This is a genomic window from Pontibacter sp. JAM-7 (assembly GCF_048548695.2).
Taxonomy (GTDB): domain Bacteria; phylum Pseudomonadota; class Gammaproteobacteria; order Pseudomonadales; family Balneatricaceae; genus Neptuniibacter.
In genome coordinates this window covers 348,638-365,433 of the sequence record NZ_JBLYIF020000002.1, presented here as the reverse complement: position 1 = coordinate 365,433, position 16,796 = coordinate 348,638, and the positions used below count along the sequence as shown (strand labels likewise).

The 16,796-nt window shown below is 51.3% G+C and carries 17 protein-coding genes; 11 read left to right on the top strand and 6 right to left on the bottom strand.

What is annotated here, in order from left to right:
- Window positions 1-486 precede the first annotated feature (486 nt).
- The 5 genes from ACFVYJ_RS04140 to ACFVYJ_RS04120 all read left to right on the top strand — a co-directional run bounded on the left by ACFVYJ_RS04140 (window position 487) and on the right by ACFVYJ_RS04120 (window position 4,916).
- Window positions 487-1,803, top strand: coding sequence for a mechanosensitive ion channel family protein (locus ACFVYJ_RS04140; protein WP_419413569.1), 1,317 nt, complete (start codon window positions 487-489; stop codon window positions 1,801-1,803).
- A gap of 278 nt (window positions 1,804-2,081) precedes the next feature.
- Window positions 2,082-2,639 carry a hypothetical protein gene (locus ACFVYJ_RS04135; RefSeq protein WP_419413570.1) on the top strand — a complete coding sequence of 186 codons (558 nt, stop codon included), beginning with the start codon at window positions 2,082-2,084 and terminating at the stop codon, window positions 2,637-2,639.
- A gap of 19 nt (window positions 2,640-2,658) precedes the next feature.
- On the top strand, window positions 2,659-3,051 hold the full coding sequence (locus ACFVYJ_RS04130; protein ID WP_419413571.1) for a DUF4144 family protein: 393 nt from the start codon (window positions 2,659-2,661) through the stop codon (window positions 3,049-3,051).
- Between the two features lie 41 nt (window positions 3,052-3,092).
- Window positions 3,093-3,698: a TetR/AcrR family transcriptional regulator gene (locus tag ACFVYJ_RS04125; RefSeq protein WP_419413572.1), complete on the top strand. Its 606-nt coding sequence runs from the start codon at window positions 3,093-3,095 to the stop codon at window positions 3,696-3,698.
- A 90-nt stretch (window positions 3,699-3,788) separates the two neighbouring features.
- Complete coding sequence (locus ACFVYJ_RS04120; protein ID WP_419413573.1) at window positions 3,789-4,916, top strand: NADH:flavin oxidoreductase; 1,128 nt, start codon at window positions 3,789-3,791, stop codon at window positions 4,914-4,916.
- Between the two features lie 69 nt (window positions 4,917-4,985).
- Here the strand turns inward: ACFVYJ_RS04120 and ACFVYJ_RS04115 are convergent, their stop codons facing one another.
- Window positions 4,986-6,086: a tRNA-queuosine alpha-mannosyltransferase domain-containing protein gene (locus tag ACFVYJ_RS04115; RefSeq protein WP_419413574.1), complete on the bottom strand. Its 1,101-nt coding sequence runs from the start codon at window positions 6,084-6,086 to the stop codon at window positions 4,986-4,988.
- Between the two features lie 116 nt (window positions 6,087-6,202).
- A complete protein-coding gene (gene leuA / locus ACFVYJ_RS04110; RefSeq protein ID WP_419413575.1) occupies window positions 6,203-7,888 on the bottom strand; it encodes a 2-isopropylmalate synthase in 1,686 nt (561 codons plus the stop codon).
- Window positions 7,889-8,110: 222 nt separating this feature from the next.
- Here leuA and ACFVYJ_RS04105 point away from each other — a divergent pair, with 222 nt between their 5' ends.
- The gene (locus ACFVYJ_RS04105; protein ID WP_419413576.1) at window positions 8,111-8,572 is read left to right on the top strand and encodes an Lrp/AsnC family transcriptional regulator; all 462 of its coding nucleotides are present in this window, start codon (window positions 8,111-8,113) and stop codon (window positions 8,570-8,572) included.
- 120 nt (window positions 8,573-8,692) lie between these two features.
- Here ACFVYJ_RS04105 and ACFVYJ_RS04100 read toward each other — a convergent pair whose 3' ends face one another.
- Together ACFVYJ_RS04100 and ACFVYJ_RS04095 are read right to left on the bottom strand one after the other, a co-directional pair.
- Window positions 8,693-8,926, bottom strand: coding sequence for a thioredoxin family protein (locus tag ACFVYJ_RS04100; RefSeq protein ID WP_419413577.1), 234 nt, complete (start codon window positions 8,924-8,926; stop codon window positions 8,693-8,695).
- Window positions 8,927-8,944: 18 nt separating this feature from the next.
- A complete protein-coding gene (locus ACFVYJ_RS04095) occupies window positions 8,945-9,946 on the bottom strand; it encodes a permease (protein ID WP_419413578.1) in 1,002 nt (333 codons plus the stop codon).
- A 588-nt stretch (window positions 9,947-10,534) separates the two neighbouring features.
- Here ACFVYJ_RS04095 and ACFVYJ_RS04090 point away from each other — a divergent pair.
- From ACFVYJ_RS04090 to ACFVYJ_RS04075, 4 genes are all read left to right on the top strand, one after another.
- Window positions 10,535-11,923: a glycosyltransferase family 2 protein gene (locus ACFVYJ_RS04090; protein ID WP_419413579.1), complete on the top strand. Its 1,389-nt coding sequence runs from the start codon at window positions 10,535-10,537 to the stop codon at window positions 11,921-11,923.
- 34 nt (window positions 11,924-11,957) lie between these two features.
- Window positions 11,958-12,557, top strand: coding sequence for a hypothetical protein (locus ACFVYJ_RS04085; protein ID WP_419413580.1), 600 nt, complete (start codon window positions 11,958-11,960; stop codon window positions 12,555-12,557).
- Window positions 12,558-12,606: 49 nt separating this feature from the next.
- Window positions 12,607-13,365, top strand: a complete 759-nt coding sequence (hisA, locus tag ACFVYJ_RS04080; RefSeq protein ID WP_419413581.1) for a phosphoribosylformimino-5-aminoimidazole carboxamide ribotide isomerase — start codon at window positions 12,607-12,609, stop codon at window positions 13,363-13,365.
- Window positions 13,366-13,558: 193 nt separating this feature from the next.
- On the top strand, window positions 13,559-14,161 hold the full coding sequence (locus ACFVYJ_RS04075; protein ID WP_419413582.1) for a Yip1 family protein: 603 nt from the start codon (window positions 13,559-13,561) through the stop codon (window positions 14,159-14,161).
- Between the two features lie 119 nt (window positions 14,162-14,280).
- On the opposite strand, the gene ACFVYJ_RS04070 is transcribed toward ACFVYJ_RS04075, so the two are convergent.
- Complete coding sequence (locus ACFVYJ_RS04070; protein ID WP_419413583.1) at window positions 14,281-14,583, bottom strand: hypothetical protein; 303 nt, start codon at window positions 14,581-14,583, stop codon at window positions 14,281-14,283.
- A 181-nt stretch (window positions 14,584-14,764) separates the two neighbouring features.
- Here ACFVYJ_RS04070 and ACFVYJ_RS04065 point away from each other — a divergent pair, with 181 nt between their 5' ends.
- Window positions 14,765-15,694, top strand: coding sequence for an AEC family transporter (locus ACFVYJ_RS04065; protein WP_419413584.1), 930 nt, complete (start codon window positions 14,765-14,767; stop codon window positions 15,692-15,694).
- On the opposite strand, the gene ACFVYJ_RS04060 is transcribed toward ACFVYJ_RS04065, so the two are convergent.
- The gene (locus ACFVYJ_RS04060; RefSeq protein WP_419413585.1) at window positions 15,686-16,714 is read right to left on the bottom strand and encodes a nucleoid-associated protein; all 1,029 of its coding nucleotides are present in this window, start codon (window positions 16,712-16,714) and stop codon (window positions 15,686-15,688) included. The two genes, ACFVYJ_RS04065 and ACFVYJ_RS04060, sit on opposite strands and share 9 nt — an antisense overlap.
- Window positions 16,715-16,796: the final 82 nt, after the last annotated feature.

Below are 16,796 nucleotides of genomic sequence, written 5' to 3'. Positions count from 1 at the left end.
TACGTTGCTGCAGGATCTGAGTTTTAATTCCAAGACTGAAACACAGGGAGCGACTCTGGGTGCAACGATTCTGCCGTTTGTGATTGTAGGCGCCCTTGTGGCTTTTCTGTTTTAATTTTCATTGCGGATGAAGAATAGGACCATATGCCAGACCGTCCGAAAACTGCTGTTTTGTTTGGCTGGAGACGGTACCCTCTGGTGATGTCATCGGTGGTCAGGCATTGGCGTAAACAGGGTCTAAGCCTCCTGCGTCCAGTATCGTGAAGCAGTTCCGTCGATTCATGCTGCAGCCTGATAAGGATATGGCGAAGACAGAGAACTAAATTTGTTCTGCCCCCTGCGGATCTGCTTTCTTGTGAGCTAGGCCAAAATAGCCGTCTAACCGGGTCTGACATCATCCTTGCTCAATCCATAGCTCTGACATAAGTTGTTATATAAATATAGGTTTTTAAAACTAAAGGCACTCGCCAGGCAGGGGTATTGCGCATGGATTTCCAGAAGTATAACCAGATCCTGACCAATGTAAGTGATCAGGCAGTCAGTGTGTTAATGGAACCCGGCACTTATATTCAGCTTGCGCTGGTGGTGTTGCTGTTTGGCCTGACCTATGTGATCGCCAACCGTATTCGGCGGTTTGTTCCGGTTCTGGCCGCACTTCCGCCTGAACAGCAGGCTGAACAGGATCCGGTCAGACGGGTGGCGGGTAAACTGGGGAATCTGATTTTTCCATTGTTGACGGTATTGGTATTGAGTTTCACCGTTGAAATCAGTGACCAGATGTTCGGTCAGGCCTGGCTCTCTAATACGGCGTTGATTCTTTCCATGCTGCTGGTCTACAAAACGCTGATTCAAGACTTTGTTAAAAACGAATTCATTGCTTTTGTATTCCGCTGGGTGGGCCTGCCGTTATTGTTTCTGCACATGGTTGAATTGCTGGGACCGATCATTGCGATACTTGAGTCCATGCGGGTGACCATAGGCAACATTGAAATCTCCGCCTATGGCTTTTTGCGGGTGGCACTGTTTGGCTCAGTATTGTTCTGGCTGGGGCGTGTCTCAAACAGCACCGGTCAGGAGATTATCCGGCGGCAGGATAAACTGGATTTCCGTACTAAAGAGGTGGCTGCCAAAATGCTGCAGGTTGCCATTATCTTTGTGGTGTTTCTGCTGTTGTTGCAGGTGATGGGCATCAATCTGACGGCACTGGCGGTGTTTGGTGGTGCTGTGGGTGTTGGCCTGGGTTTTGGTTTGCAGGCTATTGCCTCTAATTTTATCTCGGGGATCATCATTCTGCTGGATCGGTCTATTTCGGTGAATGATTATATTGAGCTGGAAGATGGCCGTACCGGTATCGTAAGGGAGTTGACCCTGCGCTCGACCACGCTGGAAACCTTTGATGGCAAAGACATCATTGTCCCCAACGAAAAATTTATGACTGAGAGTTTCAGCAACTGGACCCACAAGAACAAGAAGCAACGGTATCGTGTGGATTTTTCAGTTGCCTACGATTCAGATATCCGCAAATTGGTTGAGATCATCAAAGGCACAGTGGCTGAGCACCCGCAGGTGATCAGTGGAGAGGATATTCCTTTTGAGGAGCGGCCGGACTGTGAGATCGACAGCTTTGGTGATTCTGGTGTGAATATGTTTGTTGAGTTCTGGATGGAAGGCATAGATGACGGCAAAAACCGCGTCGGTGGTGACCTGCTGCTGATGATCTTTGAAGCGATGCGTGAGCACGGTTTCGAAATTCCATTTCCGCAGCGCGAAGTACGCGTTCTCAACGAAAATTTTGGCAAATAAATCAGTTAACCTTCAGGCCAGCCATGCTGGCCTTTTTTATATCCCGCCGCAAATGCCCGCCCTGTGGTGTTATTACGCTTGCCTCTTACGGTATGACTTTTCGTTAGTATAGATAATTCGTGCTGTTTATCAGATACCGCTTTACACAAGGGGGTATATCAGGCCAGTATTGTTGCACTGCAAAACAAAAAGAGCTGGACCTTATAAAGCTGTGTTGCTGATTATGCAAATCTATCGCAGGAAAGGTCATAGCACCTTCAAGGACAGAGGAATCGCGTATGTTTAATGGTCTTGATGAACTAGAAGATTTTGCCAGCCGACTGGCGCCTCCTACCCCGGAAGAGCAGGCTGCTGCGCAGATGCGCCAGGCGGCTGCTGTTAAGCCGAAACCGGTAGCCATACTAAAAACGGTGAATACCCGTACCCAGCAACCGGCGGCTAATGAAGAGCAGCGGGTGAATGTGGAGCCGGTATTACCGCCTAAGCCTAAGATCATTGTTACGGTTAAAGCGAATACGGCTGCAACCAGAGCTGAGGTTGTTGCAATTGAATCGGCCAAACCCGTTGCTGAAGCTCCCGTCGTTATCTCAGCTGAAGAGAATACGACATTAGCGGTGAGCCAAATAGCCAGATCTGAGTCTTTAGCGACCACTGAACAGCTGATGCCAGAAATAGCAGAACCTGAAATGACCGTCGCCATGTCGCAACCGGCGCCGCTGCCAGAAACTGATCTTGCTGCCGAGCCACTGGCTCCGAGCGCAAAAAAAAACTTTTTACGTTATGCATTGATGGTCGGTCTGGTGTCTGCGGTCAGTCTGGCACTGTTATTTAGTTGATGCCGGCATGCAGGCGCTAATGCAGTTGGCAATGCGGTCAGAAAAAAGCAGCAGTGGTTTATCAGGCAACGCGGTGAACTGGCCGGCATTGCTGAAACTGCAAGGGGAGGCTGAGCTAGTTTTCCTGCCGTCGGAAAGTGCTTTTCTGCAGGAAGCGTCAGGACTGTTGCTCAGCGATGATGACCGGTTGATAGATATCTCAGGTCAATCTTTTGCTATTGTAACCAGTCCTGACGGTCATCCGGTATTACAGCTGATGGCATATAAATATAACTGCTCACTTGCTGATATAACTGGGCTGGTGCAGGCCCATGCCGCCGAGGCGGGCAATTGCTGCGTTGCCAAAATTCAGTTTACTTCATTCAGGCAGGCGTTGTTGTCGGTGGCTGACCCGACACTGCTGGTTGAGTAATTTACTAGACGACTGGTCTAGTCTGCTGTATTTTACTTGTCATGAACACTGCGAATACCCAAACCAAGTCCATTGATACCCGTCAACGGGTGCTTGATGTTGCCCGTGTGATTATTCTGGGCAAGGGGTATGCTGCTGTCGGTCTGAATGAGATTCTGCAGCAGGCCGGTGTGCCGAAAGGCTCCTTCTATCACTATTTCAAGTCCAAGGATGAGTTTGGCCGTGAGCTGATGGAGGACTATTTCAGCGACTATATGGTGATGCTAGAAGGCTACTTGAGTGAGTCAAAACTCAGTGCCAGTCAGCGGCTGATGCGCTTTTTTGAGTACTGGCTGACCACTCAGTGCAGTGAATGTCCCGAAGAAAAGTGTCTGGTGGTCAAACTCAGCGCCGAGGTCACCGACCTGTCGGAAAAAATGCGCATTGCCCTTGCCCAGGGAGTTGAGAAAGTCCGCCTGCGGCTGACCCGGTGCATAGCTGAAGCCATCGCGGCAGGTGAAATAAGCACTACAGAATCAGCCGATGAGCTGGCACGAGAGCTGTATCATATGTGGTTGGGAGCAACCCTGATCAGCAAACTGCATCGCAGTTCCGATGCATTAGAGGCGGCAATGAAAGCCACCCGTCAGCGCCTGACGCTGGACTGACCAAGGTCACCGGATGAGTGACTATTTTTTTGGCTGATAAATAGACGACTGGTCTAATACTTAATCAAGTTATACCTGAGGAGAATACACGTGAATACAGAATCCCCAGCCAAAGCATTGTTTCAATCGGTGCCTTTTGGCTCGACAACGCTGAGCAATCGTTTTGTGATGGCACCAATGACCCGGAATAAATCCCCGAATGGCATTCCGGGAGACGATGTTGCCCGTTATTACCGCAGTCGGGCGGAAGGTGGTGTTGGCCTGATCATTACCGAAGGCACTTATATTGGCCACCCGGTGGCCAATGGTTATCCGGATGTGCCGGCGTTTTATGGTGAAGCCGCTTTGGCTGGTTGGAAAAAGGTCGTCGATGAAGTACATGCCGCCGGTGGCAAGATCATTCCCCAGATCTGGCACTGTGGTAAAGAACGGATTCCCGGCAATTGGCCTAATCCTGAACTGCCGGGTGCCGGTCCTGAAGATGTGTATGTGGATGGCCAACTAACGGTTAAAGCGATGGATCAGCAGGATATTGATGCTGCTGTCGCGGCTTATGCCCAGGCCGCAGCTGATGCCGAACGGTTGGGTTTTGATGGCGTTGAAATTCATGGTGCCCATGGTTATCTGATAGACCAGTTCTTGTGGCAGGGCAGTAATCAGCGTACCGATGGTTATGGTGGTTCACTGGCAAACCGCTGTCGGTTTGCCTTGGAAGTGGTTAGTGCAATTCGGGCTGCGGTCAGTCAAGATTTCCCGGTAGTGTTTCGTTTCTCGCAGTGGAAGCTGGGGGATTATGATGCCCGCATTGCAGACACCCCTGAGCAGCTTCGTGCCATCATGCAGCCATTGGCGGACGCCGGAGTCGATTACTTTCATGCCAGTACCCGTCGCATGTGGCAACCGGAGTTTGAGGACTCATCGCACAATCTGGCTACCTGGACGAAGCTTCTTACCGACAAGCCGGTCATCACTGTAGGCAGTGTCGGCTTGGATAAAGAGTTTCGTGTTGGTCACTTCACTCGTGAAGAAAACCCAGATGCCAAAAGCCAGGTTGACCTGATCCAGCTGGAGCAGGGCGTTAAGGAGCAGTTGTATGATTTGGTTGCTGTAGGACGTGCAATTCTGGCAGATCCTCAGTGGACCAATAAGGTGCGGGATAACCGGTTGGATGAAATCACCCACTTTGATACCCGGGCGCTGGACGAGCTGGTGGTCTGATAAGTCCCGTTGCTGTCGAAGATTTGCATCACATAAGGCCAGTTTGTACTGGCCTTTTTTGTGCAATTTTTAGTCAGCGCCCGGGGGAGAAGCGGTGTGTTGCATGATCGCTGCCCAGTCAGCTTTGGCGGCGGACCAGCGTAAATGGTTGATATTTGGCAGATCAAATATCGTGCCCGATTGTTTCTGTCCTGCTAATTGCGCTAGCTGGGATGCCAGGGCATGGCTTTCATCTGTTTCAGAGTAGCGATACGGACTGGCGAAGAGTTCCTGGTATGCCAGCCGATCAGGCACCAGAGGGCGACAGCCAGCCGCCACTGCTTCCAGCACCGCAATGCCCTGAAAATCATGTAATGCGGTTGATAACACAATATCAGCTTGTTGTAGCAGGCGGCGATAGTCAGCTAGGTCAGCAATGTGGCCCCAGTGCCCCAGCTGATCGGAGGTTTCTAACAGTGTTTTCAGTTCAGGGAAGGCCTTAGGCACCTTGCGAAATTGTTGCCCGACAACATGCAGCCGAAATTTAGCGCCCATGGCTATTAGCAGGCGGATCGCCTGTAACAGCAGCTCCGGCCCCTTATCAAACTCCCAGCGGTGGTTCCAGATGATCTCCAGGGGACCTTCGGTGTAGATTGGTGGCAAAAATACTTCATCCGGCAGCGGTACATGAAGCACTGATGTCGACAGGCGTATCTGCTGCGCGAGGTTGGTCGGCACCTGATCCGGCAGTTTAGTGAATAAACGGTTGGCACCGTCCAGAAAAGTATCCCGGTTGTAAGCTGAGTTAAACAGCAGCTTATCAGCACATAAAGCGTTGTAAATATTCAGGATCTGGGGCTCTACACTGTGAAATTCATGCCCGGACTCAGGGTAGGCAAACTGGTTTTCATGGAAATAAACCAGCGTGGGTATATTCGCCAGTGCGGGGACAAAACCGCGTAAACTGGTCAAGTCAACCATTGAGGTTGCGATGACTAAATCGTAAGACTGTGTCAGCGTTTCGCGTTGGCTGAACGCCCAGCTCAGGCTATTACCGCGGATACGCCAACTGAAATAACGTGCGGGCAGGGTCAGAACGGTCCATTCATGCTCAGGAAAAGCCTGTACCAGCCCCTGCCGCCAGTATTGGTGACTGACCGCATCATAGGCCGAGAGCAGAAGGATACGCATGTGACGGTGTAGTCCGGATTGTTTTGATGCAGTGATTTTAACAGCAAGCTGTATGAGATTATGGCGGCTCTGACGAAAAAAGCCTGCTGGGCAGGCTTTCCTAACCAGTATTGTTATCAGCTGACCTGTAACTGATTGGCTTGCTGAATCTCGGTTTGCCGGTTCAGACCGTTAAACAGCGCTTTGATGGCTGCACTGACAATATTCCGGTCGATGCCAACGCCAAAGATCGCCGGACCTGCGTCAAGTTGCATCTCGATATAACAGGCGGCTTCTACGGCGGCACCGCTGCCCAGGGCATGTTCATGGTAGTCGATGACCTTAATCGGCAATCCCATGGCTTTAATGGCTGCATCAATGGTGCCGTTGCCAATTCCGGAAACGCTTCGCTGGGTACTGTTTTCCCGGTACTGGATCTGTACTTCAGTGGCACCTTTATCACCATGACTGTGGGTGGTGACATCGGCATCGGTGAAGTCAAAACTGCCGCCAGAGTTCAGGTATTGTTGCTGGAACAGGGTCAGGATATCGGCACTGCTCGCTTCACGGCCTTCATTGTCCGTGAACTGTTTGACGATCCGGCTGAACTCAATCTGTAACCGGCGGGGCAGCTCTAATCCATACTGTTGTTGTAACAAAAAGCTGACGCCGCCTTTGCCCGACTGGCTGTTGACCCGCACCACTGCTTCATAGCCACGGTCCAGGTCAGCCGGATCGATTGGCAGGTAGGGAACTTGCCAGGTGGCCTCTGGATCGCGCTGGGCAAAGCCTTTCTTGATGGCATCCTGATGAGAGCCGGAAAAGGCGGTAAATACCAGTTCGCCCGCATATGGGTGGCGTGGGTGTACCGGAATCTGATTGCACTCTTCCACGGTGCGGCGGATCTGTTCGATGGGCGAGAAGTCCAGTCCGGGGTTTACGCCCTGGGTGTAGAGGTTCAACGCCAGCGTGACGATATCCACATTACCGGTGCGCTCACCATTGCCAAACAGGCAGCCTTCCACCCGGTCTGCTCCGGCCATCACGGCCAGTTCCGCCGCAGCCACCGCAGTACCGCGATCATTATGCGGGTGTACGCTGATCAGGATACTGTCTCTCCGCGCTAGATTACGGTGCATCCACTCTACCTGATCGGCGTAGATATTCGGCGTCGACATCTCCACCGTGGCGGGCAGGTTAATGATCATCTTCTGTTTCGGGGTCGGCTGCCAAATGGCGCTGACCGCATCACACACCGCTTTTGCTACGGGTAGTTCAGTGCCAGAGAATACCTCAGGCGAGTACTGGAAGACCCATTCGGTTTCCGGATACTGACTGGTGTAGTGTTTCACCCAGCGGGTGCCCTGTTCAGCAATGGCGGTAACACCTGCAATATCGGTGTTGTAAACAATACGCCGAAAATCCGGTGCGGTGGGGTTGTACATATGCACAATCGCCCGCCGGGCACCGACCAGAGATTCTACTGTGCGTTGAATTAGATCTTCCCGCGCCTGGGTTAATACCTCGATGGTGACATCATCAGGGATGCGGTTTTCTTCAATCAGGCGGCGGACAAAATTAAAGTCGGTATCTGAAGCCGCGGGGAAGGCCACCTCAATCTCTTTGAAGCCAATCGCCACCAGCATCTCAAAAAAACGCAGCTTGGTTTCCACCGACATGGGGTCGATCAGCGACTGGTTGCCATCACGTAGATCAGTACTCATCCAGATCGGTGGATGTTCGATGACCCGGTTAGGCCACTGGCGGTTGTCCAGTTTGACAGGAGGGAATGGCCGGTATTTGCTGGCAGGGTTGCTAATCATGGTGGTCTCCAGGCGAATCGAATAAAACCTGAAAAAAGCGGGTGTGATCTGGCGTCGGATATAAACGGCTGAAACACCCGTGAAGCTTGTGGCTTGCTGCTTTTTTCAGAGTGAGAGTAGTTTACTGCGTATTGGTTGAAATTATGTTGCTATAATTGCTTAAAATAGGTATTTATTGGCAATAAAATTTAAATAAAAACCATTTATGAGCAATAAAGAATCATGGATGCTTTTGATCGGGCAATATTGCGTCACTTGCAACGAGATGGTCGTATTTCGAATCAGGAACTGGCGGAAGCGGTTAATTTGTCCCCTTCACCCTGTCTGCGGCGAGTACGTCGCTTGGAGGAGGATGGGTATATCGAGGGGTATACCGCTCGGGTCAATGCCCGCAAGCTAGGTCTTAAACTGATGGCTTTTATTCACATCAGTATGGATAAACACACACCAGAGCGGTTTGATCGCTTTGAGCAGGCGGTGGCCTGCTTGCCAGAAGTGCTGGAATGCCATCTGATTACCGGTCAGGACGCTGATTATCTACTCAAGGTGGTGGTGGAAGATATGGACGGCTACCAGCAGTTTTTGCTCAACAAGATCACACGGGTAGAAGGTGTATCTGGCGTACACTCCTCCTTTGTCCTGAAATCACCGCGGGACTCAACAGAGTTACCCGTCTCCGGTTAGCTGGTTTGTTCGGTCCCAGAGTACAGTCTCTGGATCGGCCAACCGAGGCCGGAAGGTTGGCGAATCTACTGCGAATGAGTCGAGAATTCTACTTGCAGGCACTGCGTCGCCAATATTTGCTCATCTGAGCCACTGGCTAACCTGCTCCCGGGTGGGAATCTGGCCACTGTGTACCAGGGTGTCATCAATGACAACGGCGGGGGTGCTCATGACGCCGTAGGTCAGTAGTGACTGTGGATCGGTATCCTTCACCAGATGAATCTTCACACCCAGCTCATCAGCAATATTGCGAAGCAGGTCTGCTGTTTTGTTGCACTTAGTACAGCCGGAGCCGATGACTTTGACGGTTTTCATAGTTCTCTCCTTACAGCATTACAGCAAGTAACTGAACAGGTTCAGCAACCACCCGGCAAGGGTGAAGGCCACCAGCAGCATGATCAGTAAGATCATCAGCAGGCGCCACTGCATGACCTGTTTCAGCAGGATAAATTCAGGAAAACTGGCAGCAACGGTACTCATACAGAATGCCAGGGTTGTTCCGACCGGCAGGCCTTTCAGCAGTAGGCTTTCCATCACCGGAATAATGCCTGTGGCATTAGAGTAGAGAGGAATACCCAGCAGAACGGCAGCAGGTACATTCCACCACTGGCCGTTGTGGAGGTGTTGTTCCAGCCATCCATCCGGCACATAACCATGCAGTGCAGCGCCCAGCCCCACGCCGATAAATACCCATTTCCAGACGCGGGAGAAAATATCCAGGGTTTCATCACGGGCAAACTGATGTCTTTGCTCCATTGTGATAGCAGTCGCTGTGCTGGCAGCGGTCGCGGGCCGGGAGACAGCATTGCTGCCAGCCTGTTGATAGGCCTTGGCGGCAAAGGGCTGTAATAGGCGCTCAGCATGCAGTCGATCAAGCACCAGGCCGCCAATCATACCGACACTCATACCGGTTATCAGGTAGAGCAGGGTGAGCTTCCAGCCCAGTAAACTGAGCAACAGAAGTATAGCGACCTCATTGATCAGCGGTGAGGTCAGCAGAAAGGCCATGGTGACCCCGACCGGAATACCGGCGGAGGTAAAGCCGAGAAACAGTGGAATACTGGAGCAGGAGCAGAAAGGGGTAATTGCACCAAACAAGGAACCCATTCCATACCCCAGTAGGCGGTGTTTACCCGCTAGAAAATCCCTGATCTTTTCCACATTCAGGCTGGCACGTACCAGAGCAATCAGATAGATCATCACCAGTAGCAGGCTGAAGATCTTGCTGGTGTCTTCGACAAAGAAGTGTAGTGCCTGCCCGGCGCGGCTATCGGCTGACAATGCCAATAACTGGTAAACCAGCAGGTCAGCAAGATCGGTAAAAATACTGAACATGGCTTCCTCCCTTACCCAGCAGATACAGTGTAACGAAGTATTTCGAAGGGAGTATTGATCAGCAGCAAGCGGAGGTGCGTAACTGCTGTCACGGTTAAGGTCGAGATTGGCAGGTTTGAGGCCCGAAACAACTGATGTATGGCGACTGATAGTGGCGCAGGTTTGTCGGCGCTGTTAATGCCTTGCCAGTCATCAGGTGGGTCGGCTTGAGGTGAGAAATATAAGTGGGAAATCCCGTAGAGGGCATTTGCGTATCAAGCCAAAATATTTGCCTGATTATCTAACACCGGCAGTGGTGCTGATTGCCTGATTTTGCAGTGCGATAGTTTTCTTTTAAGCCTGAATGTCGATGGTTCTGTCGCCAAAATGAGACAGAGAAGTTAAGACTTGATTCAGACGTTATCACGCAAGATGGGGATATAACTGCATGGGCATATATGTCTGGTAACTGGATGTGATACCTGACTTTTTTATGCATTGCAGCATGTATCTTCCCGCTGCAAAAAAATGCATAATCGCCAAAATTTTCGCAACTATTGCGAAACCTCCCATGCCTGATCTCACTTAACTTACAGGTAGATTCTAGTTATGTCACAGGGCTTACCGACTCGAATTAAATGGATGTATAAACTGGCACCATTCTATCTGCTGACCTTTGTGGTTTTTTATCTGGGGTTAACCCGGGAGTCAGTACCGAATGATGCTTTCACGCCGCTGCGCTGGGTGATGCTGGCCCTGTTTGTGCCGCTGGCTGTTAAGTATGTGATTCAGTTACTGGCTGCTGTGTTGTATAGCCTGACGCAGGCGCGCCCCGAGTTGTCAGGCACTTTACCCCGGGTGTCGGTATTGATTCCGGCCTGGAACGAGGAAGTCGGCATTGTTAAAACGCTGCGCTCGGCACTGAATAGCGATTATCCGGATCTTGAGATCGTGGTGATTAATGATGGCTCCACGGACGGTACCCATCAGCAGATTCAAGACTTTTTACAGAGTCTGCCGGCTGAGCACAGGCAATTGTTCTGCTATCTGAAGTTGCCCAATGGTGGTAAGGCTAAAGCGATGAACTGTGGTCTTGAACGGGCCAGCGGTGAGCTGATTGTTACTGTTGACGCCGACAGCTTACTAGACCGGCAGGCCGTTGGTCGTCTGGTGGCAAGGTTTGCTGATCCTGATGTGGCTGCTGTGGCGGGCAATGTGGTGATTGGTAACCGAGCGCGTTCAATTGAATGCCTACAGCAACTTGAATACCTGTACGGTTTTTTCTTTAAGCGCGGCGACTCGGTGTTTAATTCGGTTTATATTATCGGTGGCGCAGCAGCGGCCTATCGTCGTGATGTCCTGCAACAGTTGGGTGGGTTTGACCACTCGATTATTACTGAAGATATTGAAATCTCTACACGGATTCTGGCGCATGGTTATAAAACCCGATATGCCCATGATGCAGTCGTGTATACCGAAGGCCCGTCTGACTGGAAAGGCTTGTGTAACCAGCGTTTGCGCTGGAAGTTCGGTCGATTGCAGACCTTTTTCCGCCATCGCTCCCTGTTCTTCCAATGCCGCCGTCGTCCCGGTCCCTATCTGAGCTGGTTGTTGTTACCCGTGGCTCTTTACGCTGAACTACTACTGCTGTTTGAAGTGGTGTTGATGACGTTATTCTTCGGTTACACAATATATACTCAGGATTTCCTGCCACTGATGTTTGTGATTTTACTCATGAGCAGCATAATCTGGTTGCAGGTGATCTCCGATCCGAAACGCGCTACCCACGGCAATCTGTTGTGGCTGGCTCCGGTGGCCTGGCTGTTGTTTTTCTTTATTGATGCGGTTGAGTTTCAGGCGCTGTACCGGAGTATCAAACGTTTCTGTAAAGGCGAAGCCTTGCAGTGGCAGAAGTGGGTGCGTAAGGGACTTAGTCAGGCACCCGAGTTGTTATCTGACAGCAACGGCAGTCAACATCCGGTGGATTTGCTAAACTGATCGACCCAACCTAAGGGTTTGAGCGAATTCAGGCATGTTACGGATTTTACTGCTGTTTATCGCGCTGATCGGCGCGGTGTTATGGTTCAACAAAGAGCCACCCGCATCCATGGGGCATTCGGGTGTGCTGGTACCCAGTACGCCGCTTCAAGCTCCGCCTGACGACACTAACTTGGTGACCATGGATGATTATCTGCTGCTGCCACTGGCTGAATTTTCAATGCAGGGCAGGGTGCTTGGCCGGGAAAACTATCGTTTTGGCCGTGAAGCGGAGCTGTCCCCTATGGACCTGGCGCTGGGCTGGGGTGAAATGTCTGATTCTGCAGTTTTGGCACGGATCGATATCAGTCAGAGCAACCGCTTCTACTACTGGCGCACTGAGCGCTTTCCCATTCCCCGTAAGCAGATCGAAACCCAGAGTGCCAATATGCATCTGATTCCCGCAACTGATTATATTGCGGGAAAAATGGATGAAGTGCGCCCGGGAGATCTGGTGCAGTTTAGCGGACAGTTGGTGGAAGCGCGGGCAGAAGACGGCTGGCGCTGGCGTAGTTCCCTGACGCGGCAGGATACCGGCAACGGTGCCTGTGAGCTGGTACTGGTACGTGATTTGTTTATTCTGCCCCCACCCTGAGGCTTTTTGCTACAATGCGCGGCGTTCAGTACTTGTCTGGAGTGAATAGATGACCCGCTTTCGTCCCTGTATTGACCTGCACCAGGGGCAGGTGAAACAGATTGTGGGTGGCAGCCTGACTGATAACGGCGCCCAAACTAACTTTGTCAGTAGCCATACTGCTGCCTGGTATGCCGAGCTGTATCGACAGCATAACCTGCAGGGTGGCCATGTTATTGCACTGGGCCCCGGTAATCAGGAACAGGCGCTGGCTGCCTTGACCGCCTGGCCACAGGGACTGCAATTTGGTGGTGGTGTCAGCGTAGATAATGCCGCGGATTTCCTGGCGGCAGGCGCATCCCATGTGATTGTGACCTCCTTTCTATTTGAGTCGGGTGAATTCAGTTGGCCCCGGCTGGAAGCGATCAAAACTATCACCGGTGCCGACCGCCTGGTGTTGGATCTGAGCTGTCGACGTGTAGGTGATGGCTGGTGCATTGCTACAGACCGTTGGCAGACCGTGACTTCGACTTCGGTGACACCAGAGCTACTAATCGAGTTGAGCAGCCACTGCGCCGAGTTTCTGATTCACGCCGCTGATGTGGAAGGCCTACAGTCCGGTATTGATACGGACTTGGTTCGTTTGCTGGGTGACGCCAGCCCAATTCCAGTGACCTATGCTGGCGGTGCCCGCTCCCTAGAGGATCTGGCACAGGTACAGCAATTGTCGAATGGCAGGGTAGACCTGACCATCGGCAGCGCGCTGGATATCTTCGGTGGCAACGGGGTTACGCTGGATGAGTGCATCACCTGGAATCGTGATCATTAAGCTAGCCTGAGCAAATCGCACTGTAATACATCTGATTACCCTGGCGTAACTGCTGCAAGAGTCCTGAATGGTCTGTGCCTGAAGGGTTGGCTGCACGGTATTTAATGTCCACTATTTGCGTGCTGTACCCCTGGTGGGTTGGTCTTTTGTACTACACTGAGGGCGTGGCTCTGAAGCGCTTTGGGGGTAGACGATGTTCTTACAGCATATTGCCGGATTTATTCAGCATCCTATCACTGAGTGGCAGCTGCTTCGTCGTGAGCGGTCTGTGTCTTTCGAGGGTTTTCTGCTGCATGTGGCCGTTCTGGCGCTGATTCCCAGTGTGTGTCTGTTTCTCGGCACGACGCAGGTTGGCTGGCGGGTAGCGGGCAGTGAGCCAATTCGCTTGTCCCTAGAAAGTGCTGCGGGCGCTGCGATAGCTTTTTATCTGGCGATGCTGGTTGCGGTTATGTTGGTGACTTACGCCATTCACTGGATGGAAAAAACCTACGGTGGCTATGCCACCATGAATGATTGTCTAAACCTGACTACCTATACCGCACTGCCTCTGTTTCTCAGTGGTTTTGCCGGACTTTACCCACTGCTCTGGTTTAATGTGATTATTGGCCTGTTGGCACTGAGTTACAGCCTCTATCTGTTATACAAGGGAACCGCCATCATCATGCAGATTCCAGAAGAGCGCGCCTTTATGTTTATTGGCTCCATTCTGACCGTTGCTCTGTGTGTATTGGTAGGGTTAATGATCTTTAGTGTGATTCTGTGGGATAGCGGTTTGCCACTCAATTTTATTCGTTAGATCAATCTACCTGGGATCGCTTGTCCTGGGGATTAGCAGCTGGCTGCCTGAGAAACAAAAAAAGCCAACCTTACGGTTGGCTTTTTGCACAGGAATGGCGCCTGCGTTAAATAGCGATCTTACTTAGTAATTTCCTGCAGTTCAGTCATCGCAGCTTCGCGGGTATCATTAGCGATAGACGTGAAGGCTTCACCCTGAGATTTCAGCAGTTCAAACAGCGCTTTATTAGCATCCATATTGAACTTGATCAGGTCTTCAGGTGATTTAACTTCTTTGGCTTTTTCAGCTTCGAGCTTAAAGAAAGCGCTCAGCTCTTCACCGGATTTTTTCTGCTGCTCGATAGATTTAGTGATTGCTGCGGCCTGCAGCTCCATCAGGCTTTTAATAGTATCGTAAGACTTCTGAAAATCTACATTGCTCATTTGTATTTCTCCTGCATTTTGTTTTGTTGCACTGCACAATATCCATGATTTTAGGCCTTTACTGGCCAATGTCAATATCTTTTTTTGTGCAGTGCAGCAAAAAAGATTCTGAGGCGGTTACTGGAACTGATGCCGTTGAGTTGATTTAATGGCAGCCCGTCCAGTGTAGATCAAAAAAACCATGTCCGGATTTGAAACCATACTTACGCTGTTCCTGCTGATTGGAGTGGGGTATCTGGCCAAACGTACTATCCTGGCTGAACACTCTTTGGCAGCACTGAACAGTTTTGTTTTTTACATTGCTGTACCCGCATTACTGTTCCTATCAGCCTACCGCTTGCCATTAGATAGCCTATTACAGCCGGCTTACATTGGGGCGTTTCTGCTGGCTACCGTGATCACTGGCTTGTTGGCGGTTCTGGGCGCACGTTGGTGGTTTCCTACGCGCAGTCCTGAACAACACGTCATGCGCGCAGTGAATGGTACCTTTGCCAACTTCGCTTACATGGGTATACCGCTGATCTCTGCATTACTGGGTGAGCGGGCCTATGGTCCGATGATCTGTATAATTCTGGTCGGCAACCTGTTCATCATCGGTGGGGCTCAGGTACTAATAGAAAGCATGCGCCAGCAGGGAAGTGGCTTTCAGGCACTGATCCGTACTCTGGACCGTTCCTTATTGCGCAGCCCAGTTTTCCTGGCCACGGTGGCCGGGGTAGGGGCATCGCTACTGCAATTACCCTTGCCTGCGGTGGTCAGTAATGCCCTGGAAATTATGGCACCGTCAGCGATTCCTGTGGCCCTGTTTTGTCTCGGGGCTGGATTGCAATTTGCGGCACTTAAAAACTGCAAACTGGAAATGGTCTGGCTGATTACGGTGAAGCTGGTGTTTCAGCCGCTGATTACCCTGGGTATTTTTACCGGATTTGGTCTAACGGACCCGAATTGGTTATTGGCGACAGTACTACTGACAGCACTGCCGACGGGGGCACTAGCGCATGTTGTGGCCCTGCGCTATGACGTGAGTGAGCAGGAAACGTCGCTGTGTGTTGTGCTTTCAACCTTGCTGTCAGCACTAACGGTTGCCGTGTGGAGTGGCTGGTTACTCTGATCTCTTGTTGGTTGCAGCACTTAATTGCTGCTGCAAGGCCGGAGGTAGGTTATTCAGAATCAGACGGCCATTGTCCGGGTCGTATAATACATCCCGCTGACTATTAAGCAGGCCCAGGGCCTGTTGCGCCAATTCCAGTTTCCAGCTGCCGGTCCTGGCCTGGAGGCGGCCGATTCGGTTTAGTGTCAGATTGTGTGGTTGAAATTGTTCGCTTAGCCGGTAGGGACCCTGTTTAGCAAAACTACCAAAAGTGCCGGCATGGGTTTCGGCTTGTTCTGGTGGAATATAGACATCCAGCATGCGCGATACCTGATCCAGTTCTACCGGTTCACGGTCTTTCTTTTGCTGCTGCATATAATCGACAATCTGCTCCATTACTTCAGTTTTGGGGCTGCTTAACTGATGTTGCTGGCAGAAGTCATCTGCTGCCCGAAGTAGATCGCTGGTGGCCTCTTTCGCATCAATGGATTCGGCACAGCCGGTCAGCGTGAAGAAGCTTTCCGGGTCATCGGTTTTCCCTTTAGTGCCGAAGAAGCAGAGGTGGCCATCCTGCTCCATTTGTAACGCTGTGAGGTTCACCTTTACTGCGCGTTGCAGCTGCTCCAGATTAAGCTGGGATTTCAGTTCGGGTTGGCCCTGAGCATTCAGCTGAACAGAGGGTTGTGAACCGGCAGTCGCCAGCACCAGGTGCAGACTGACAGCGTCGCGGTATAGGAGCAATATGATCGCACTGGTGGGGGCCTCGGTGTCATTTAGCAAAGGCTGCCAGTGGCTGATCAGGTTATTGGCGAGCGCAGTTAACGTTTCGCTACGGTCTGACACGCCCGGTAGCTGCTTAATAAGGTCGGCTACCGGGTGAGCATCATCGACAAAGCTGCCATGATGCAAGTTACTTCGGCGGTCGAAATTTGCACGGATACGTTCTTGTATCAGCTGTGCGACTGATCCTGTGGGGGATAGTGTCTGGATCTCATTGCTGGCAGAGATAACAGGCATTAGCAGCAGATTTTCAATAGGCATGGCGGACAGTCGTCGATGAAAAACGGTATTTTACCGGTAATTATCCACGGCTGTCCTTATTACGATAGGGTTTTTGCAATTG